Annotated in this window: 13 protein-coding genes; 4 read left to right on the top strand and 9 right to left on the bottom strand. The window is 32.1% G+C overall.

The features are described from left to right. Nucleotides 1–356: 356 nt before the first annotated feature. The 3 genes from WHD08_RS12300 to rhaD form a co-directional block, all read right to left on the bottom strand. Nucleotides 357–1,667, bottom strand: coding sequence for an FGGY family carbohydrate kinase (locus WHD08_RS12300; RefSeq protein ID WP_208890619.1), 1,311 nt, complete (start codon nucleotides 1,665–1,667; stop codon nucleotides 357–359). 147 nt (nucleotides 1,668–1,814) lie between these two features. Continuing rightward, entirely contained in the window at nucleotides 1,815–3,602 is a 1,788-nt protein-coding gene (locus WHD08_RS12305; protein WP_205860197.1) for an L-fucose isomerase, read from the bottom strand. Between the two features lie 21 nt (nucleotides 3,603–3,623). Further along, entirely contained in the window at nucleotides 3,624–4,418 is a 795-nt protein-coding gene (rhaD, locus tag WHD08_RS12310; RefSeq protein ID WP_208890618.1) for a rhamnulose-1-phosphate aldolase, read from the bottom strand. Nucleotides 4,419–4,517: 99 nt separating this feature from the next. On the opposite strand from rhaD, the gene WHD08_RS12315 reads away from it, so the two are divergent. The 3 genes from WHD08_RS12315 (at nucleotide 4,518) to WHD08_RS12325 (ending at nucleotide 7,658) form a co-directional block, all read left to right on the top strand. Next, the gene (locus WHD08_RS12315) at nucleotides 4,518–5,417 is read left to right on the top strand and encodes a helix-turn-helix domain-containing protein (RefSeq protein WP_165731294.1); all 900 of its coding nucleotides are present in this window, start codon (nucleotides 4,518–4,520) and stop codon (nucleotides 5,415–5,417) included. 263 nt (nucleotides 5,418–5,680) lie between these two features. After that, a complete protein-coding gene (gene aldA / locus WHD08_RS12320; protein WP_208890617.1) occupies nucleotides 5,681–7,120 on the top strand; it encodes an aldehyde dehydrogenase in 1,440 nt (479 codons plus the stop codon). Between the two features lie 208 nt (nucleotides 7,121–7,328). Next, nucleotides 7,329–7,658 (top strand): L-rhamnose mutarotase, encoded by a 330-nt coding sequence (locus WHD08_RS12325; protein ID WP_208890616.1) that lies wholly within the window; start codon nucleotides 7,329–7,331, stop codon nucleotides 7,656–7,658. Between the two features lie 466 nt (nucleotides 7,659–8,124). On the opposite strand, the gene nagB is transcribed toward WHD08_RS12325, so the two are convergent. The 4 genes from nagB to WHD08_RS12345 are packed head-to-tail and all read right to left on the bottom strand — an operon-like array spanning nucleotide 8,125 to nucleotide 13,432. Next, a complete protein-coding gene (gene nagB / locus WHD08_RS12330) occupies nucleotides 8,125–10,053 on the bottom strand; it encodes a glucosamine-6-phosphate deaminase (RefSeq protein WP_208890615.1) in 1,929 nt (642 codons plus the stop codon). Nucleotides 10,054–10,085: 32 nt separating this feature from the next. Beyond that, complete coding sequence (locus tag WHD08_RS12335; RefSeq protein ID WP_208890614.1) at nucleotides 10,086–11,405, bottom strand: sugar MFS transporter; 1,320 nt, start codon at nucleotides 11,403–11,405, stop codon at nucleotides 10,086–10,088. 52 nt (nucleotides 11,406–11,457) lie between these two features. Next, nucleotides 11,458–12,516, bottom strand: coding sequence for a phosphotransferase enzyme family protein (locus tag WHD08_RS12340; RefSeq protein WP_208890613.1), 1,059 nt, complete (start codon nucleotides 12,514–12,516; stop codon nucleotides 11,458–11,460). A 1-nt stretch (nucleotide 12,517) separates the two neighbouring features. Then, entirely contained in the window at nucleotides 12,518–13,432 is a 915-nt protein-coding gene (locus WHD08_RS12345; RefSeq protein WP_208890612.1) for a nucleotidyltransferase family protein, read from the bottom strand. A 156-nt stretch (nucleotides 13,433–13,588) separates the two neighbouring features. Between WHD08_RS12345 and WHD08_RS12350 the strand changes: the two genes are divergently transcribed. Then, on the top strand, nucleotides 13,589–14,632 hold the full coding sequence (locus tag WHD08_RS12350; protein ID WP_208890611.1) for a LacI family DNA-binding transcriptional regulator: 1,044 nt from the start codon (nucleotides 13,589–13,591) through the stop codon (nucleotides 14,630–14,632). Between the two features lie 151 nt (nucleotides 14,633–14,783). On the opposite strand, the gene kbl is transcribed toward WHD08_RS12350, so the two are convergent. Beyond that, nucleotides 14,784–15,980: a glycine C-acetyltransferase gene (gene kbl / locus WHD08_RS12355; RefSeq protein WP_208890610.1), complete on the bottom strand. Its 1,197-nt coding sequence runs from the start codon at nucleotides 15,978–15,980 to the stop codon at nucleotides 14,784–14,786. Nucleotides 15,981–16,041: 61 nt separating this feature from the next. Next, nucleotides 16,042–16,191, bottom strand: a complete 150-nt coding sequence (locus WHD08_RS12360; protein ID WP_165734338.1) for a hypothetical protein — start codon at nucleotides 16,189–16,191, stop codon at nucleotides 16,042–16,044. Nucleotides 16,192–16,274 lie beyond the last annotated feature (83 nt).

Below are 16,274 nucleotides of genomic sequence, written 5' to 3' on the forward strand. Positions count from 1 at the left end.
TTAGAGATGGTTTTTTTGTGTAATTTGTTTTAAAAGAACTAAAAAATCAAGTATTTGTCACTTCGACGAAAGGAGAAGTCTCATAACAGTGATAACACAAAATAGAAAGTCCTTATGTGATTTCTCTCTGCGATCGAAATGACAAAAATGTATGTTTTATTCCTGGTAGGATGCTGAGATAAATTCAGCATGAGAGAAGATTTACCACATAGTTTACATAGCCTATGTTACTATGTAAAAAAACACCTAACAATCAATTGTTAGGTGTTTTTTCCTCGTAAGTAGGTTTGGCTACTTGAAAATCGATTAGGTTAATATCGACTTGTTTGTCGTACTTATAGTACTACAAATTTTGGTTATAAATATGACTTCATCATTAATGCAGCACCTAAAGCACTTTCATTTTTACATTCAGAAATTTTAATTACAATGCCTTTCTTTAATAAGGTTAAATATTTGATGAATATTCTATTTTTATTAAATCCGCCAGAGATATAAATGTTTTTAATTGATTTGTCTTTATCTGTTATTAAATTAATACCAGCAATTACTTTTTTAGCAATTTCGAATGTTAATTGATAATAAGCAGTTTGATAATAACCAAAATGTTTTAATAATTCTTCATTAGCTTCAAAATTGGTATCAATACCATCTGCCAGAAAAATTTGTGCATTTTCAGCAATTAATTCTTGACATAATTTTTCATCTAAAGGAAGGTTTAAATGTTTATCTACATGAACATTAAAATATGCGCTTAATGGATCTAAGTACACTTCATGTATGCGTCCTAAAAACTGCATAGAAGATTTTACTTGTTGTTTTTTAGGTGTCATAAAACACAAACAATTACTAGTTAATTGGTGTTGTGTTAAGGTTTCTGTACTAAAAGGATTCATGGCAATAATCCAAGTTCCTGTAGAAAGAAGTACAAAGTCGTTGCCTTTTTCTTTTTCTAAAATTGGAATTATAGAAGAAGAACTGTCATGCAAACCAGAACCAACAGCAACTTGCTGTCCGTTAATTTCTGTAGAGATTGCTTTTTCTCCGTTTACAGGTTCGGGCAGGTTAATATTTGCAGCTTTTAACCAAGGATGATATTCCATTTTATCGAAATTCCAGGTAGCTGTATGTGCGCCAACAGATGTAAAATCTGCGGTAATTTCTTTAGTAATTAAGTAGCTTAAATACTGTGGATAATGTAAAATAGATTCCACATTTTTCCATACTTCTGGTTTGTCTTTTTGCATCCATTGCATTTGCAAACCAGTGTTTAACATTCCGTATGAAGGAGATGCTGTTGTTCTAGAAAACTCTTCTACACCACCATTAGATTTATAAAAATCATCATAATTTTTAATGTCTAAAGGTTTTAGGTAATTGTATAAAGGGGCAATTCTGTTTCCTTGTTTGTCTAAATAAACAAGAGATGCACCATGTGTAGAAAAATTAATCGCTTTTAAATGGAAATCAGGATTATTTTGAACTTGTTTTATTTGTTCTAAAATCCAATTTTCTATAGACTCTAGGTCATCACAAGGAAAACCATCATCATCTAATACTTCTTTGAATTTGGTAGAATTTTGTAAACAAACGTCAAATTTTTCATCAAATAAAAATATCTTTTTATTCGTTTTTCCAATATCTATAACTGCGATTACGTTTTTCATTTTATTGAAGCTTAAAAAGGATAAAGTTTGCTTTTAACAATTGTATAGGCTTTAAAAGAAGCAACTTTATCAGTATAAAAAAAGAATTGGCATCTTAACAAATAATTCAAAAAATTAAGAGCCAATTCTTGTTAAAAAAGTGTTTTATTATTCTTTGAAACCATATAAAGGTCCGTAATTATCACATGCTCTATAATCTGCACCTTCTAAGTTTTCACCGAAAGCAGACCATGCGCTTGGTCTAAATACATCATCTTCAGAAACATTGTGCATGTTTACAGGGATACGTAACATAGACGCTAATGAAATTAAATCTGCACCAATATGTCCGTGAGAAATAGCACCATGGTTTGCTCCCCATTTCGCCATTACTGTATACACATCTTTAAAGAATCCTGTACCAGTTGTTCTAGGTACAAACCAAGTTGTTGGCCAAGTAGGATCTGTTCTGTCATTTAAAACATTGTGTACATCTTCTGGTAACTCAACACTCCAACCTTCTACAATTTGTAACACCGGTCCAATTCCTTTAATTAAGTTAATTCTACACATTGTTAAAGGCATTTCTGCTTTCGTTAAGAAATTAGAAGAGAATCCTCCTCCTCTAAAATATTCTACGGTAGCAGGTGGCCATTTTGTATTATCTAAACATCTTTGAACATCATCTTTAGTAATGTCCCAGAATGCTTTCATTGTTGCGTTTCCTTCAGCATCTTGTTGTTGAGCTGTTGCATCTAAAGTGGTAGAACCAGAATTAATTAAGTGAATAATTCCGTTTTCTGCCAATCCAGTTAATTTTTTACCAGTAACTCTTTCTACAGATTCTGGACTCCAGTATGTTCTTACATCAGAGAATAACTGTGCTTTATTCGTCAATAAGTGACCAAATAACATAGAAATTGCATTTAAACAATCGTTTTCTGTTGCAAATGTATATGCCTGACGAATTCCGTTCCAGTCGAAAGAAGAGTTTAAAATAGACTCTGTAAAATCTGCGTTTGGTTGGTAATCTGTCCACTGACGTTGTCCTTGGAAACCACCCATAATTGCGTTTCTTCCTTTAGACTCTTCACCAAATCCCATCTCTTTCAATTTAGGATTTCCATTCATTAAATCTTTACAGATTAAAGTCATTTTCACAACTTTTTCCCACTCAGCATCTTTTTGCTCACGCGATTTTTGTGCTTCAGGATTGTTTCTGTCTTCTCCTTCAATACAGTTTTCTTTGGTCCAAGCTAGTGCTTTTGCATATTCTTCTTGGTCAAAGATACCTTCATCTATACGTCTTAAAAGCTCAACAGACTCTACAAATTCTGCTCTTACGCCTAAATAGTCTTGTAAAAAGTTTACATCAACCATAGAACCAGCAATACCCATAGAACTATATCCAATAGATAAATAAGATTTTCCTTTCATTTGCGCAACTGCTAAAGCACCCTTTGCAAAACGGATAATTTTTTCTGAAACATCTTGAGGAATGGTTTGATCTCCACCGTCCTGAACTTCTTTACCATAGATACCAAATGCTGGTAATCCTTTTTGAGAATATCCTGCTAAGGCAGCAGCTAAATACACCGCTCCTGGTCTTTCTGTTCCGTTAAATCCCCAAACTGCTTTTGGCAATAATGGGTCTGTATCCATAACTTCTGTACCATAACACCAACATGGCGTTACTGTTAAAGAAACTTCTACACCTTCTCTTTTAAATTTATCTGCACAAGCAGCAGCATCTGCAACACCACCAATAGTAGTATCTGCAATTACACATTCTACTTTTTCTCCACTTGGGAAACGTAATGTTTCTTCAATTAATTTGGCAGCCGCTTTGGCCATATCCATCGTTTGAACCTCTAAAGATTCTCTCACTCCTAATTCACGTCCGTCTATAACAGGGCGAATTCCTATTTTTGGTAATCTACCTATAAGTCTACTCATTATATATAAATTTTTTAAGTCCTATGTAAATTGTTCTAATTCTGTTAATTGCTCGTTAGACAAACCTGCTGGTTTAAAACCTGCTGCCCAACACATCATTAACATTTTAGCTCCTTTATTAGCCACATCTAAAAAGTCCCAAGCTTGCATAACATCTGGTGCTGTAGAAGTTGCTCCGTGTTTTTCCCAAAGAGAAACGTTTCTAGTTTTAAAAGCTTCCATAGTTACTTCTGCTAAAGCTGCAGTACTAGATAAAGCGTAAGGAGTACAGTGAATTCCTTTAGGTACAAATACTTTTACCTCAGGACACATCATCCAAATTTGTCTGTTTAATTCTTCTTCATTATCAAACAATTCATGATGACTCATACAGATTAACTCAAGAGGGTGTGTATGCACAACCGCTAAGTTTTCTGGGTGATGAATAGAATTGAATAAATGAATACTTGCATGAGAAATTAACTCACAAGTTGGTCCAAAATTAGGTCTGTTTCCTCCCCAAATAATAGAATATGCTGTTGCAGTTTCGTTAATGTAAAGGATACAAGACACGTTTTCTAATTGGTCTACTAAATCTCTTAAATAACAACCTGTACCTGTTATATAAATAACAAACCCAGCTGATTCTTTAGGAAAATCGAAAGGTACCTCTGTTCCAATTCCTTGTACTTCTTCTTTTTTAAAGAATGAAGTTAAGTTCATTGATATGTTTCCAGCATTTCTTTCTGCCCATTCACGTTGCCATAAATAACCAGCAACGGTTGATACTTTTTTTAATTCTATCTCTACTTCTGATGGAAGGCTTAATGTTTTCATAATATTTAGTAAATTTGATATCACAAAGATATTTACTCAAACGATGAAATTAAATATTCAAAATCTGTATTTTTGTATCTAATTTAAACAATTCACTTATTGACGTTTTCAAAAAAAATAGCATTAGGAGACCCTTCTTCCAATTATCAAAATTTTATTGATTTAAAATTGAAATTGTTGTGTTGTAGGTATTGGTTGTTAAATTTATGGGATTGTCATGATATGATTTTTCCTTTTTGGCGAATTTATTGGAATAGAAACGAAGGCGGCGAATTAATTCATTTAGAGGATGTATATAAAATGACGCCAGATACTTTGTATATAATTCCACCTTTTACTTCTTTCTCTTCTCGTTTTTCTAAAAAGCATGTTTATAATGATGGTATTCATGTTTCAGGTAGGCATTTAACAAGTGATTATGAAGAAGAAGATTATTTAGAATCCTCTTTAATTCATTTTTTTATTCATTTTAATTTAGGGGTTCCTTTCGATAACGTGTATCCAGGTATTATAGAAATTGAAGTAACAGATTATTTAAGAGATCGATTAGAGTATCTTACGGAAAGATTAAAAATAGAAAACAAAGATTTTAAATTGACCTTTAATTTAAAATTGCAGGCATTTATTAAAGAAGTATTAACCAATATTGGTCCAGAACTTTGGAAAGCAATTAATATAGATGACCGTGTTTTAAAAGTGATTCGTTTTATTGAGGCGAATATCAGTAAGAAATTAACAAATACAGAAATTGCAGCTATTGTTAATATGGCGCCTAATTCTTTTGCACGCTTGTTTAAGGAAGAAATGCACATTACGTTGCACAACTTTATTCAGAATAGAAAAATTGCAAGATCTTGTGAGTTGTTTGAGCATACCAATAAAACAATAGAAGATGTTGCTTTTAATTTAGGCTTTTCAGATAGATATCATTTTTCTAGGGTATTTAAATTGGTTACAGGTTTAACACCTGGAATTTATAAATCTGGTAAATATACATAAATAGATAAGTGGTTTTATTTACAGGAGAGTCTTTGTCTCTTGTAAATAAAGGGTTAGGGTGTTTTTTTTTATTTCCATTTTACTGTTATGTTTAAATTATACATTTTATTGCGTAATATGGATAAAAATTTTAATCAGATATATTTATAAGTTTGCCTATTGGCTTTAACCACCAATACCACTAAGGCGAAAGAAGTACAGAAATTCACCAAGATTTTCTCTTACTTCTTGATTAAAAATACCACTAACTAATAAAATATTTTATGCAGCAATTTGAACAGTATATTAACGGAAAATTTGTAAAATCGACTTCATCAGAAGTAACAGAAGTTTTAAACCCTTGTACAGAAGAAGTCCTTTCTACGATACCACATGGTAGTGTAGAAGATGCTAATAATGCATTAGATGCAGCTCAAAACGCGCATCATGCTTGGAAATCTCTTCCTGCAATTCAAAGAGCCAATTATTTAAATAAAATGGCAGATGTTATTCGTGAAAACAGAATATTTTTAGCCAAAACTTTAGCTTCAGAGCAAGCAAAAGTAATTGGTTTGGCACAAGTAGAAATAGATGTTACTGCAGATTATTTTGATTATTATTCAGGTTTCGCAAGAAGAATAGAAGGAGAAATTATACAAAGTGACCGTAGTAAAGAACATATCTTTTTACACAAAGCTCCTATTGGAGTAGCTGTAGGTATTTTACCTTGGAACTGGCCGTTTTTTGTTATGGCAAGAAAAGTAGCGGCATCTTTAATTACAGGAAATACTTGTGTAATTAAACCAAGTTGTATTGCTCCAAATACCATAATGGAATGGGTTAAAATGATTCAAAAAATTGAATTACCAGCAGGTGTTTTAAATATCGTTTGTGGTTCTGGTCCTATTGTTGGAAATGCTTTAAGTAAAAGTCCTACAACGGGTATTATCAGTTTAACGGGTAGTGTTTTTGCGGGGCAAAAAGTTATGGAAGCAGCCTCTGCAAACATTACAAAGGTTTCTTTAGAGTTAGGTGGTAAAGCACCAGCAATTGTTTGTGCAGATGCTAATTTAGAATTGGCTGTTAATGCAATTGTTACTTCTAGAATTACTTATAGCGGACAAATTTGTAATTGTGCAGAACGTGTGTATGTAGAAGAATCTATTCACGACCAATTTTTAGAAATGGTAACTGCTAAAATGAAAGCGGTAACAGTAGAAGATGCTTTTTCTGATAACAACCCAGATATGAGTGCTTTGGTTTCTAAAGACCAATTAGATAAAGTATCTGAAATGGTAGAATTTGCCAAAAAAGAAGGTGCAGAAGTATTGGTTGGTGGATCTAGATCTCCACAATTTAATAAAGGGTATTTTTATCAACCTACTTTATTAACTAATATAAAACAAGACATGCAAATTATGCAAGAAGAAGTATTCGGTCCTGTTTTACCAGTGATGAAATTTGGTACTTTAGATGAAGCAATTGCCTTGGCAAATGATTCTGAATTTGGATTAACATCATCTATCTTCTCAGAAAACTTTAACAAAGTAATGCATGCTGCAGAAGAATTACAATACGGAGAAACGTATATTAATAGAGAGCATTTTGAAGCTATTCAAGGTTTCCACGCAGGTTGGAAAAAATCTGGATTAGGTGGTGCAGATGGTAAACATGGTATGGAAGAATATCTTCAAACTAAAGTTGTGTACGCACAATACAGATAGATCGTTTTAAGAATAATCTTATAAAGCACTTTTAATAAATCGAAATTTAGATTTATTAAAAGTGCTTTTTTTTTGTTCAAAAAAACAAAATATTATTTATGGCTGAAGCAAAAAAGATTCCGTAGTTTCCAAAGGGATTTTAATTCCTTTTATTTTGTCTATTTTAGTGCTCTTTACGGACCCAGAACCATGAAGATTTATAAATAAAATGACAAAATATTGTTTCGCTTTAGATTTAAAAGATGATGATGAACTCATTGATGAGTATAAAAAAACGCATCAAAAAATATGGCCAGAAATCACTAAAAGTATTCTTGATGCAGGTATTTTAAACCTAGAGATTTTTAATGTACACAATCGCTTATTCATGATTATGGAAGTAGATGCTTCTTTTTCTTTTGAAGAGAAAGATGAACTTGATAAAAATAATGTAAAAGTACAAGAATGGGAAGCTTTTATGTGGAAGTATCAGCAAGCTCTTCCAATGGCTAAAAAAGGGGAGAAGTGGGTTTTAATGGATAAAATATATCAGTTGTAAAAAGGTAAGATATTTTTATTACTACTTATTTTGTTAGTATTGAGATGTTTTGTGGGTTTTAAGTCAGTTCAGATTGATTTTTTTTTCTTTTTGAATTATTCATAACTATATGTGCTAGATGCTCTATTTCGCTGTGTGTATACACGATATCTTTATTTTTTTTTATTAAAACTTACTCTTTGGAGAACGAGCGAGACGCTCGCACTAGCGTTTGTGTGTTATTGTTAATTGTGTAGGATTATTCTCGATATAAACTTTTTCGCTATCGCGAGCGTCCCGCTCGTGTATACACGATACCTTTATCTTTCTTTTTTAAAACTCACTCTTTAGAGAACTAGTGAGACGCTCTGACTAGCTTTAAAAAAAATATTATCACTTGTGAATATTGAATAAAAAAACCTCAACTATTACAGTTGAGGTTTATACTTTGGTTCTTTTTTACTTTGATATTAAAGTAATCGAATTTCTAATAATGCCATCTTACAAATGCTTCCATAGCTGCGTAATGAGACAATCCTAATTGGTCATATAATTCTGCAGTTTCTCTATTTCTGTCTTCTGCACGTTGCCAAAATTCTCTACTATCTGCCCCTTGAAAAACTACACCATCTTTTTGAGATTGATGTTTAAAAATTCCTTTTCTTTTCTCTAGAACTTGGTCTGGACCCATTGGTACCGCCATTTCTATTTCATCAATTCCCCATTCTTGCCATGCGCCTCTATACAGCCAAACCCAACAGTCTTTCATAAACTTTTTAGGTTTTAGCTCTCTAACAGCTGCAAAAATGGCATCTAAACACACTTTGTGAGTTCCGTGTGGATCAGCTAAATCTCCAGCTGCATAAATTTGATGCGGCTTAATTTTTTCGATCAAGTCTGCGGTTATTTGTACATCTCCAACTCCAATTGGATTCTTTTTTATGGCTCCGGTTTCATAGAAAGGTAATTCCATAAAGTGGATTTGGCTATCTGGTAAACCTATAAAGTGACTCGCTGCTCTTGCTTCTCCTTTTCTAATTAATCCTTTAATGTATCTAACTTCAGGAGTATCTATTTCACTCGCTTTTTTATTCTTTAAAAAGTCTGCTGCTTTCTTGTAAATTGCATTTGCTTCAGAATTATCAATTCCAAATTTGTCATTATAATCACACACAAAACTAGCAAAACGTAACGCTTCATCATCTGCAACGGCAATATTACCAGAGGTTTGGTATCCAATATGCACTTCATGCCCTTGCTCGTGTAATCGCTTAAAAGTACCACCCATACTAATGACATCATCATCTGGATGCGGACTAAAAATTAAAACACGTTTTTTAGCTGGTTCTGCTCTTTCTGGTCGTTTACTATCGTCTGCATTTGGCTTTCCACCTGGCCAACCGGTAATGGTATTTTGTAATTTGTTAAATATTTTTATGTTAATATCATACGCAGGTCCAGAATCTGCCAACAAATCGCTCATTCCATTTTCTATGTAATCTGCATCTGTTAACATTAAAATTGGTTTCTTCAAATAAAGTGCTAAACTTAAAACGGCTTTTCTAGTAAGCGTATCTGTCCAAACTACTTTTTCTACCAACCAAGGCGTATTGATTCTTGTTAATTTAGAAGCTGCTGCTTGGTCTAAAATAAAAGTTGCATTTCTGTGCTCTTGCAAGTAAGAAGCCGGTACTAAGCTAGTAACCTCATCTTCTACAGAAGCTTTTATAATATTAGATTTGCTTTCTCCCCAAGCCATTAAAATGACTTTTTTAGCTTCCATTATTTTTTTAACACCTAAAGTAATTGCAGTTCTTGGTGTATTTTCTAAACCAGAAAAATCTCCACTAGCTGCTACTCTTGTAATATGGTCTAAGGCAACCAATCTTGTTTTAGAATTTTGAAGTGAACCAGATTCGTTAAAACCAATATGTCCATTTCCTCCAATTCCTAAAATTTGCAAATCGATACCACCTAAAGCTTCAATTTTTGCTTCATATTGATCACAATAATCTCTAATAGCTGCTTTTGATAAAGTTCCGTCTGGTACATGACAGTTTTCTGGTAAAATATCTATGTGATTAAACAATTGTTCTTGCATAAAACGCACATAACTATTTATAGAATCTGGTTCCATTGGGTAGTATTCATCTAAATTAAAAGACACTACGTTTTTAAAACTTAACCCTTCTTCTTTGTGTAATCTTACCAATTCTGCATACAATCCTTTTGGTGAAGAACCTGTTGCTAAACCTAAAATACAAGGTTGTCTTTGCGATTGCTTTACCTTAATAAGATTTGCAATTTCTTGTGCAATTGATTTTGAGGCTGATGTAGAATCTTCATAAACGATAGTTCCAATATTTTCGAATCTTTTTTCGAAACCTGTCGCTTTGTCTATAGTACTTTTTAACATAATATGTAGTTTGTTAGGTTTGAATTTTATAATTATTTACTCCAGCTTTTTATTTTATGTCCCCATACGGCGAATAACAAAACAATAGCATAACAAGGAATTAAGATCCAATAACTACCCGTTGCTGCAGTTGCTAATGCATCTGCTTCTTGTAGGCCATTGGTAATTAATTCGTGTTTATTTGCTTCTACAATTCTACCATACAAGGGTGGTATAATTGCCCCTCCAGAAATAGCCATAATTAAAAGTGCCGAAGCTGTTTTGGTATGTTTCCCTAAGCCATCTAAAGTTAATGGCCAAATTGCTGGCCAAACTAATGCATTAGAAATACCTAAAGCTGCAACAAATAAAACAGAGGTAAACCCTGAGGTAGATATTATAAGAACACTAAAAATAATACCTAAAATAGCACTAATAACAAGCGCTGTTTTTTGTTGTATGAATTTAGGTATTAATAAGACACCTAAAGCGTAGGTGGCAACCATTGCCATTAAGGTGTATGTAGTAAAGAATTTTGCATCTGCAGCTGGTATGCCTAATGAAATTCCGTAAGCAATAATGGTATCTCCAGCAATAACTTCTGCACCAACATACACAAATAAAGCTAGAACTCCCATCCATAAATGTGGATATTGAAATATGGTTTTATTTGATGAAGATTCACCGTCTGTTAACGCCTCTTCTTCTGTAGCCTCTACATTAGGTAATGCAGCTTTTCTAATTAGAAAAGCAAAAATGAATAAGACAACAGCCATTACAATATATGGTGTATGTACACTGTCTGCCATGGTATCTAAAAGAACATTTTTTTCTTCAGCAGAAACATTTCCTATTTTCTCATTTACATCATCTATACCAGACAATAATAACGCACCAAAAATGATAGAACCTAAAGCGCCTGCAACTTTATTTGCAATTCCCATCATTGCCATACGTTTTGCACCACTTTCAATTGGTCCCAAAATAGTAATATAAGGGTTGGCTGCAGTTTGGCAAATGGTCATTCCAATTCCTTGAATAAAAATAGCTAATAAAAACATCCAATAAGTACGTGCTTCGGCAGCGGGTATAAAAACCAATGCACCAATTGCCATAATTGCTAAACCTAATGATATACCATTTTTATAACCTGTTTTAGAAATAATGTAAGACGCTGGTAATGCCATTACTACAAATGAAATATAAGATGCTGTAGCTACTAAATACGCCTGAGTTTCCGTAAGTTCATTAATGGTTTTCATGAATGGAATAAGCGCTCCGTTTATCCAGGTTACAAAACCGAAAATAGCGAAGAGTCCTCCAATGATCATAATTGGGACTAGGTTGTTTTGAGATTTAGTAGTCGTGCTCATAAGATTTAAATTAGTTTGTGTTGTTTAATTGATTTCAAATTTTGGAATTTAATTATAATTTTTTGGAAAAACTCTCTATCAATTTAAATTGATTTTTTGCTCTGTCTAAATTATGATCAGCATAGGTTGTTTTGTAGTAAGTATCATTGTTTAAATAGTCTGTTAAAAAACGCAAAGCCATTATAAAAATCATGGTTTTTGCTGCTAATGGCAAATATTTTAACTCTACCTCTGTTAAGGAATCTTTTGTTTTTTCTAAAAATCCTTTCTCGTATGCTTTGTAATAATCTAAATTGAATTCCACCTTAGACAAATCTGTTTCATCTTCTGCGGCTGTGTTACAAATTGTTCTAATAGCATCGCCAAAATCATAATAAATAATACCTGGCATTACGGTGTCTGTATCTATCATACAAATCCCTTTGTTGTCTTCTGTAAAGAGCGAATTAGATATTTTTGTATCGTTATGTGTAACTCTTATAGGAATTTCACCTGCATCTTTTAAATTCTGAAGAATGTGCATTTCCTCCTTTAAATCTGCCACTATTTGTATGTAATCTGCTGCTTTGGTTAAGCGACTTTTAGAGGCACTTTGTATAGAAGAAGCATACTGCTTAAAGCGAAAAGCCATATTATGAAAATTAGGAATGACATCTATTAATTGACTGCTGTCAAAATCTGATGTTAAGTTTAAAAAGTCTCCTAAAAGTTTTCCGCCTTCGTAGGCAATTTCTTCGTCTTTTACAATTTCGTGGGTCACGCTATCATCAATAAAAATCATCACATTCCAGAAATTTACACCTTCTTTGTGATAATAAGAATTACTATTCTTTTCTTTTATAAAACTTAAAACTGTCTTATTTAATACTTCGTCTGATGCGTTTGGATATTTGCTTCTAATATGATTGCTCGTTAATACTTTGTTGTTTACCAACCCCAGAACATCTTTAAAAACAACCTGATTGATTCTTTGGAGTATATAATTGGTATCACCATCTGTTTTTATTAAAAAAGTATCATTTATGTGTCCAGAATTTAATTCTGAATGACTTTTATAATTAAATTGATGGTCGAACTCGTTAAAAATAGAGATAATTGTTTCTGTCTTCATATTAGTTCCATAATTTAGTTGGATACACTCCGTTTTCTTTCAGTTTGTTAATCTCTAATTGCGCTTTTTCCTTATCGTCACTATAGGTAACTCCAAACCATTTAGAGTCTGATTCTAGTACTTTTACAGATGCTTTTTTAGACGCCAACATAGTATTTACAATGGTTGGTAAATAAAATTCTGCTTTTAAGTTTTCTTTCGTTTTTTCTAAGAAGTCTAAAAATAAGGTGTCTCCAAACTCAAAACATTTAGGAGTAAAACCCCAGAAATTCATAGAAACTGTCGTGTTTTCATCAATAGGAAACATTTCTCCGTTATCGTTTTCACTTTTTAATACTCCGTCTATTTTTTCAATTCTAACTCTTTCGGTAACATCAGTTAAAAAACCGTTTTCATCAACGGTGCATTCTCCTCTAGAAACATAACCATTTTCTGAAATTGTATTTTTTAAAGAATAAGCTAACATACTAAAAGCATAACTATTTTTATCTGTATTTCTTAACTGTTCTGCAATGGCAACAAAAGCTTGTCTGCTATAAAAATCGTCAGCATTTATAATGGCAAAATTTTCTTTTATTATATCTTTCGTCATTAATAAAGCGTGGCCTGTTCCCCAAGGTTTTACCCTTTCTGGATTTCTATATTTTTCGGGTACGTTTTCTAATTCTTGAAACACATATTCTACGGCTATTTTACCTGCTAACTTTGTGTTGTAAATAGCTTTAAAATCTTTTTCGAAAGTTTTTCGGATGATAAAAACCACTTTACCAAAACCAGCTTCAATTGCATCATAAAGAGAGAAGTCTATAATAGTATCTCCTTCTTTGGTAAAACTGTCCATTTGTTTTAAGCCGCCGTAACGACTTCCCATTCCTGCTGCTAAAATAACTAGTGTGGGTTTGTTGTTTTTACTCATAATTAGTTGATATTTAGTCAGTATTATTGTTTTTGTTGAGTTGCAATGGTTTCTGATTGAAACAAAAATATAGATATTATTTTGTGTTACCAAGAGAATAGTAATAAAATGTGCTCGAACACAATTATTGAAACAAAAAGGTATATATTTGCTTTGATGAAGAAATATACTATTAAAAATATTGCAGAATTAGCAGGTGTATCTAAAGGAACGGTAGATAGAGTTATTCATAAAAGAGGCAAAGTATCTGCGTTAGCTTTAGAAAAGGTGACTGCTGTTTTAAATGAAATAGACTACAAGCCTAATTTGCTTGCTAGAAGTTTAAAAAACACCAAAGATTACCACATTTGTGTTGTTTTACCAGATTATACTAAAGATGCTTTTTGGTTGCCATGTTATGAAGGTATTGTAGCGGCAGTAAATGAGTTTGCTTCTTTTGGTGTTTTTATAGAACCTTTCTTTTTTCATCCTAATGATGTGCATTCTTTTGTAGAGGTTAATAAGAAAGTATTAGAATTAGCCCCGGATGCCGTTTTACTGGCGCCTTTATTTTATAAAGAAACAGTAGGTATTATTAATAAATATGCACTTAAGAATATTATTGTTAGCAAATTTAACAACCAATTAGAAATTGAAAATACTAAGAATTTTGTTGGTCAAGATTTATTTAAAAGTGGAAGAATAGCTGCTGGGTTATTACAAATGATCATCAAAAAAAATGCAACCATAGATATTATTCATGTTGATGAAGATTTTAACAACTCTATTCACATGCAGGAAAAAGAAAAAGGTTTTAGAGATTATTTTGATGAAATAGAAAATTCTGATTATAAAATTGTAACCCATAACTCTAAACAATCTGACCTAGCAAATAATTTAGATTCTATATTTTCTGATTCATTTACTTCGGATGCTATTTTTGTGACCACGTCTAAAGTTTATGAAGTTGCGGAATTTATAAAAAGTAAAAATTTGAATAACGTAAAACTGATTGGCTACGATTTATTGGAAGAGAATATTCAATATTTAAAAGAAAACGTTATAGATTTCTTGATTCATCAAAATCCTAAAAAACAAGTATATTTAGGACTGAATTATTTAGTTGATTTCTTTCTTTTTAATAAAGAAATACCTAGCAAAAGCTTATTACCAATAGATATCATTACTAGCGAAAATATAGATACCTATTTAGAAAATTGATGATTTTTAACGAATAACTAAGATGCCATAAATATTTACAACGTAAAAAAGCACTAAAAGAAAACCAATCGTTGTATGGATTGATTATTCTAAAAGTGCTCTATATCTTTAAAAAAAATACTACTATTTAAATAAAGTGGTTTATATACTATTACTTAATTACATTCAATCTTTTACCAACTTTAATAAAAGCAGCTACCGCTTTATCTATATGTTCTTTTGTGTGTGCTGCAGATAATTGAACTCTAATTCTTGCTTTGTCTTTTGGTACTACTGGAAAGAAAAAACCTATTACATAAATACCTTCTTCTAATAATTGATTTGCCATAATCTGAGACAATTTTGCATCATACAACATAACAGGTACAATTGCAGCATCTGCACCAACTAAATCGAAACCTGCGGCTTCCATTTTAGATCTAAAATGATTGGTATTTTCCTCTAACTTATCTCTTAATGAAGTATCGTTTTCTAACATTTCAAAAACCTTTAATGAGGCACCAACAATTGCAGGAGCCAAAGAGTTTGAAAATAAATAAGGTCTAGAACGCTGACGTAACATTTCTATAATTTCTTTTTTACCCGTAGTAAAACCACCCATTGCACCACCCAAAGCTTTTCCTAAAGTTCCGGTAACAATATCTATTCTGCCAAGTACGTTTTTTAGTTCTATGGTTCCACGACCAGTTTTACCTATAAAACCAGAAGCATGACATTCATCTACCATTACCAAAGCATCATATTTATCTGCTAAATCACAAATTTTGTCTAATTCGGCAACAACACCATCCATAGAAAATACACCATCGGTTACAATTATTTTAAAACGATGGTTTTGTTTGTTCGCTTCAATTAACTGTTCTTCTAAAGAAACCATATCGTTATTGTTATAACGGTAACGAGCAGCTTTACACAAACGAACTCCGTCTATAATAGAAGCGTGGTTTAAGGAGTCGGAAATAATAGCATCTTCTTTTGATAATAAAGGTTCAAAAACTCCTCCGTTAGCATCAAAAGCGGCTGCGTATAAAATAGTGTCTTCACAATGAAAAAATTCGGCAATTTTAGCTTCTAATTCTTTATGAATATCTTGGGTACCACAAATAAAACGAACAGAAGACATACCAAAACCATGCGAGTCTAATGTGTCTTTTGCTGCCTGAATTACTTCTTTGTTATTAGAAAGTCCTAAGTAGTTGTTGGCACAAAAATTAATTACTTCTTCTCCTGTAGAAACCTTAATAACGGCATCTTGAGAGGTTGTAATAATGCGCTCTTCTTTAAATAAACCATTGTCTTTAATGGCTTGTAATTCTTTCTGTAAATTCTCTTTTATGCTTCCGTACATGATATCTCTTTAATTTTTTAATCATTATTTTAGACATGCTATCTAAATCCAATTGTGGTTTTCAGTTCCAATCTTTTCTGGCAGTAGAATCATCGATACTTTCTGACCACGAGCTTGCAATTTTTTGCCTAAAATCTGGCTTAAATGTAATACTAAAATTTAAGTAGGTCTTTTTTATTGAATTAAAAACTTCTTTTGGTGTAAAACTCATTCCAGATAATTTATAAAGAAATTAAAACTGTAGAAACATTCAATTACCTAATACTAAAAAGTTTACCGTACATAAATAGTAGG

It is taken from the genome of Polaribacter sejongensis (genome assembly GCF_038024065.1).
In the GTDB taxonomy this organism is placed as follows: Bacteria; Bacteroidota; Bacteroidia; order Flavobacteriales; family Flavobacteriaceae; genus Polaribacter; species Polaribacter sejongensis.

What these genes read in the sequence shown, in the direction of transcription:
- WHD08_RS12345 (WP_208890612.1), bottom strand. Translation starts at nt 13,432, where the DNA reads ATGAGTAAAAACAACAAACCCACACTAGTTATTTTAGCAGCAGGAATG.
- aldA (WP_208890617.1), top strand. Translation starts at nt 5,681, where the DNA reads ATGCAGCAATTTGAACAGTATATTAACGGAAAATTTGTAAAATCGACT.
- WHD08_RS12360 (WP_165734338.1), bottom strand. Translation starts at nt 16,191, where the DNA reads ATGAGTTTTACACCAAAAGAAGTTTTTAATTCAATAAAAAAGACCTAC.
- WHD08_RS12325 (WP_208890616.1), top strand. Translation starts at nt 7,329, where the DNA reads ATGACAAAATATTGTTTCGCTTTAGATTTAAAAGATGATGATGAACTC.
- kbl (WP_208890610.1), bottom strand. Translation starts at nt 15,980, where the DNA reads ATGTACGGAAGCATAAAAGAGAATTTACAGAAAGAATTACAAGCCATT.
- rhaD (WP_208890618.1), bottom strand. Translation starts at nt 4,418, where the DNA reads ATGAAAACATTAAGCCTTCCATCAGAAGTAGAGATAGAATTAAAAAAA.
- WHD08_RS12350 (WP_208890611.1), top strand. Translation starts at nt 13,589, where the DNA reads ATGAAGAAATATACTATTAAAAATATTGCAGAATTAGCAGGTGTATCT.
- nagB (WP_208890615.1), bottom strand. Translation starts at nt 10,053, where the DNA reads ATGTTAAAAAGTACTATAGACAAAGCGACAGGTTTCGAAAAAAGATTC.
- WHD08_RS12300 (WP_208890619.1), bottom strand. Translation starts at nt 1,667, where the DNA reads ATGAAAAACGTAATCGCAGTTATAGATATTGGAAAAACGAATAAAAAG.
- WHD08_RS12305 (WP_205860197.1), bottom strand. Translation starts at nt 3,602, where the DNA reads ATGAGTAGACTTATAGGTAGATTACCAAAAATAGGAATTCGCCCTGTT.
- WHD08_RS12335 (WP_208890614.1), bottom strand. Translation starts at nt 11,405, where the DNA reads ATGAGCACGACTACTAAATCTCAAAACAACCTAGTCCCAATTATGATC.
- WHD08_RS12340 (WP_208890613.1), bottom strand. Translation starts at nt 12,516, where the DNA reads ATGAAGACAGAAACAATTATCTCTATTTTTAACGAGTTCGACCATCAA.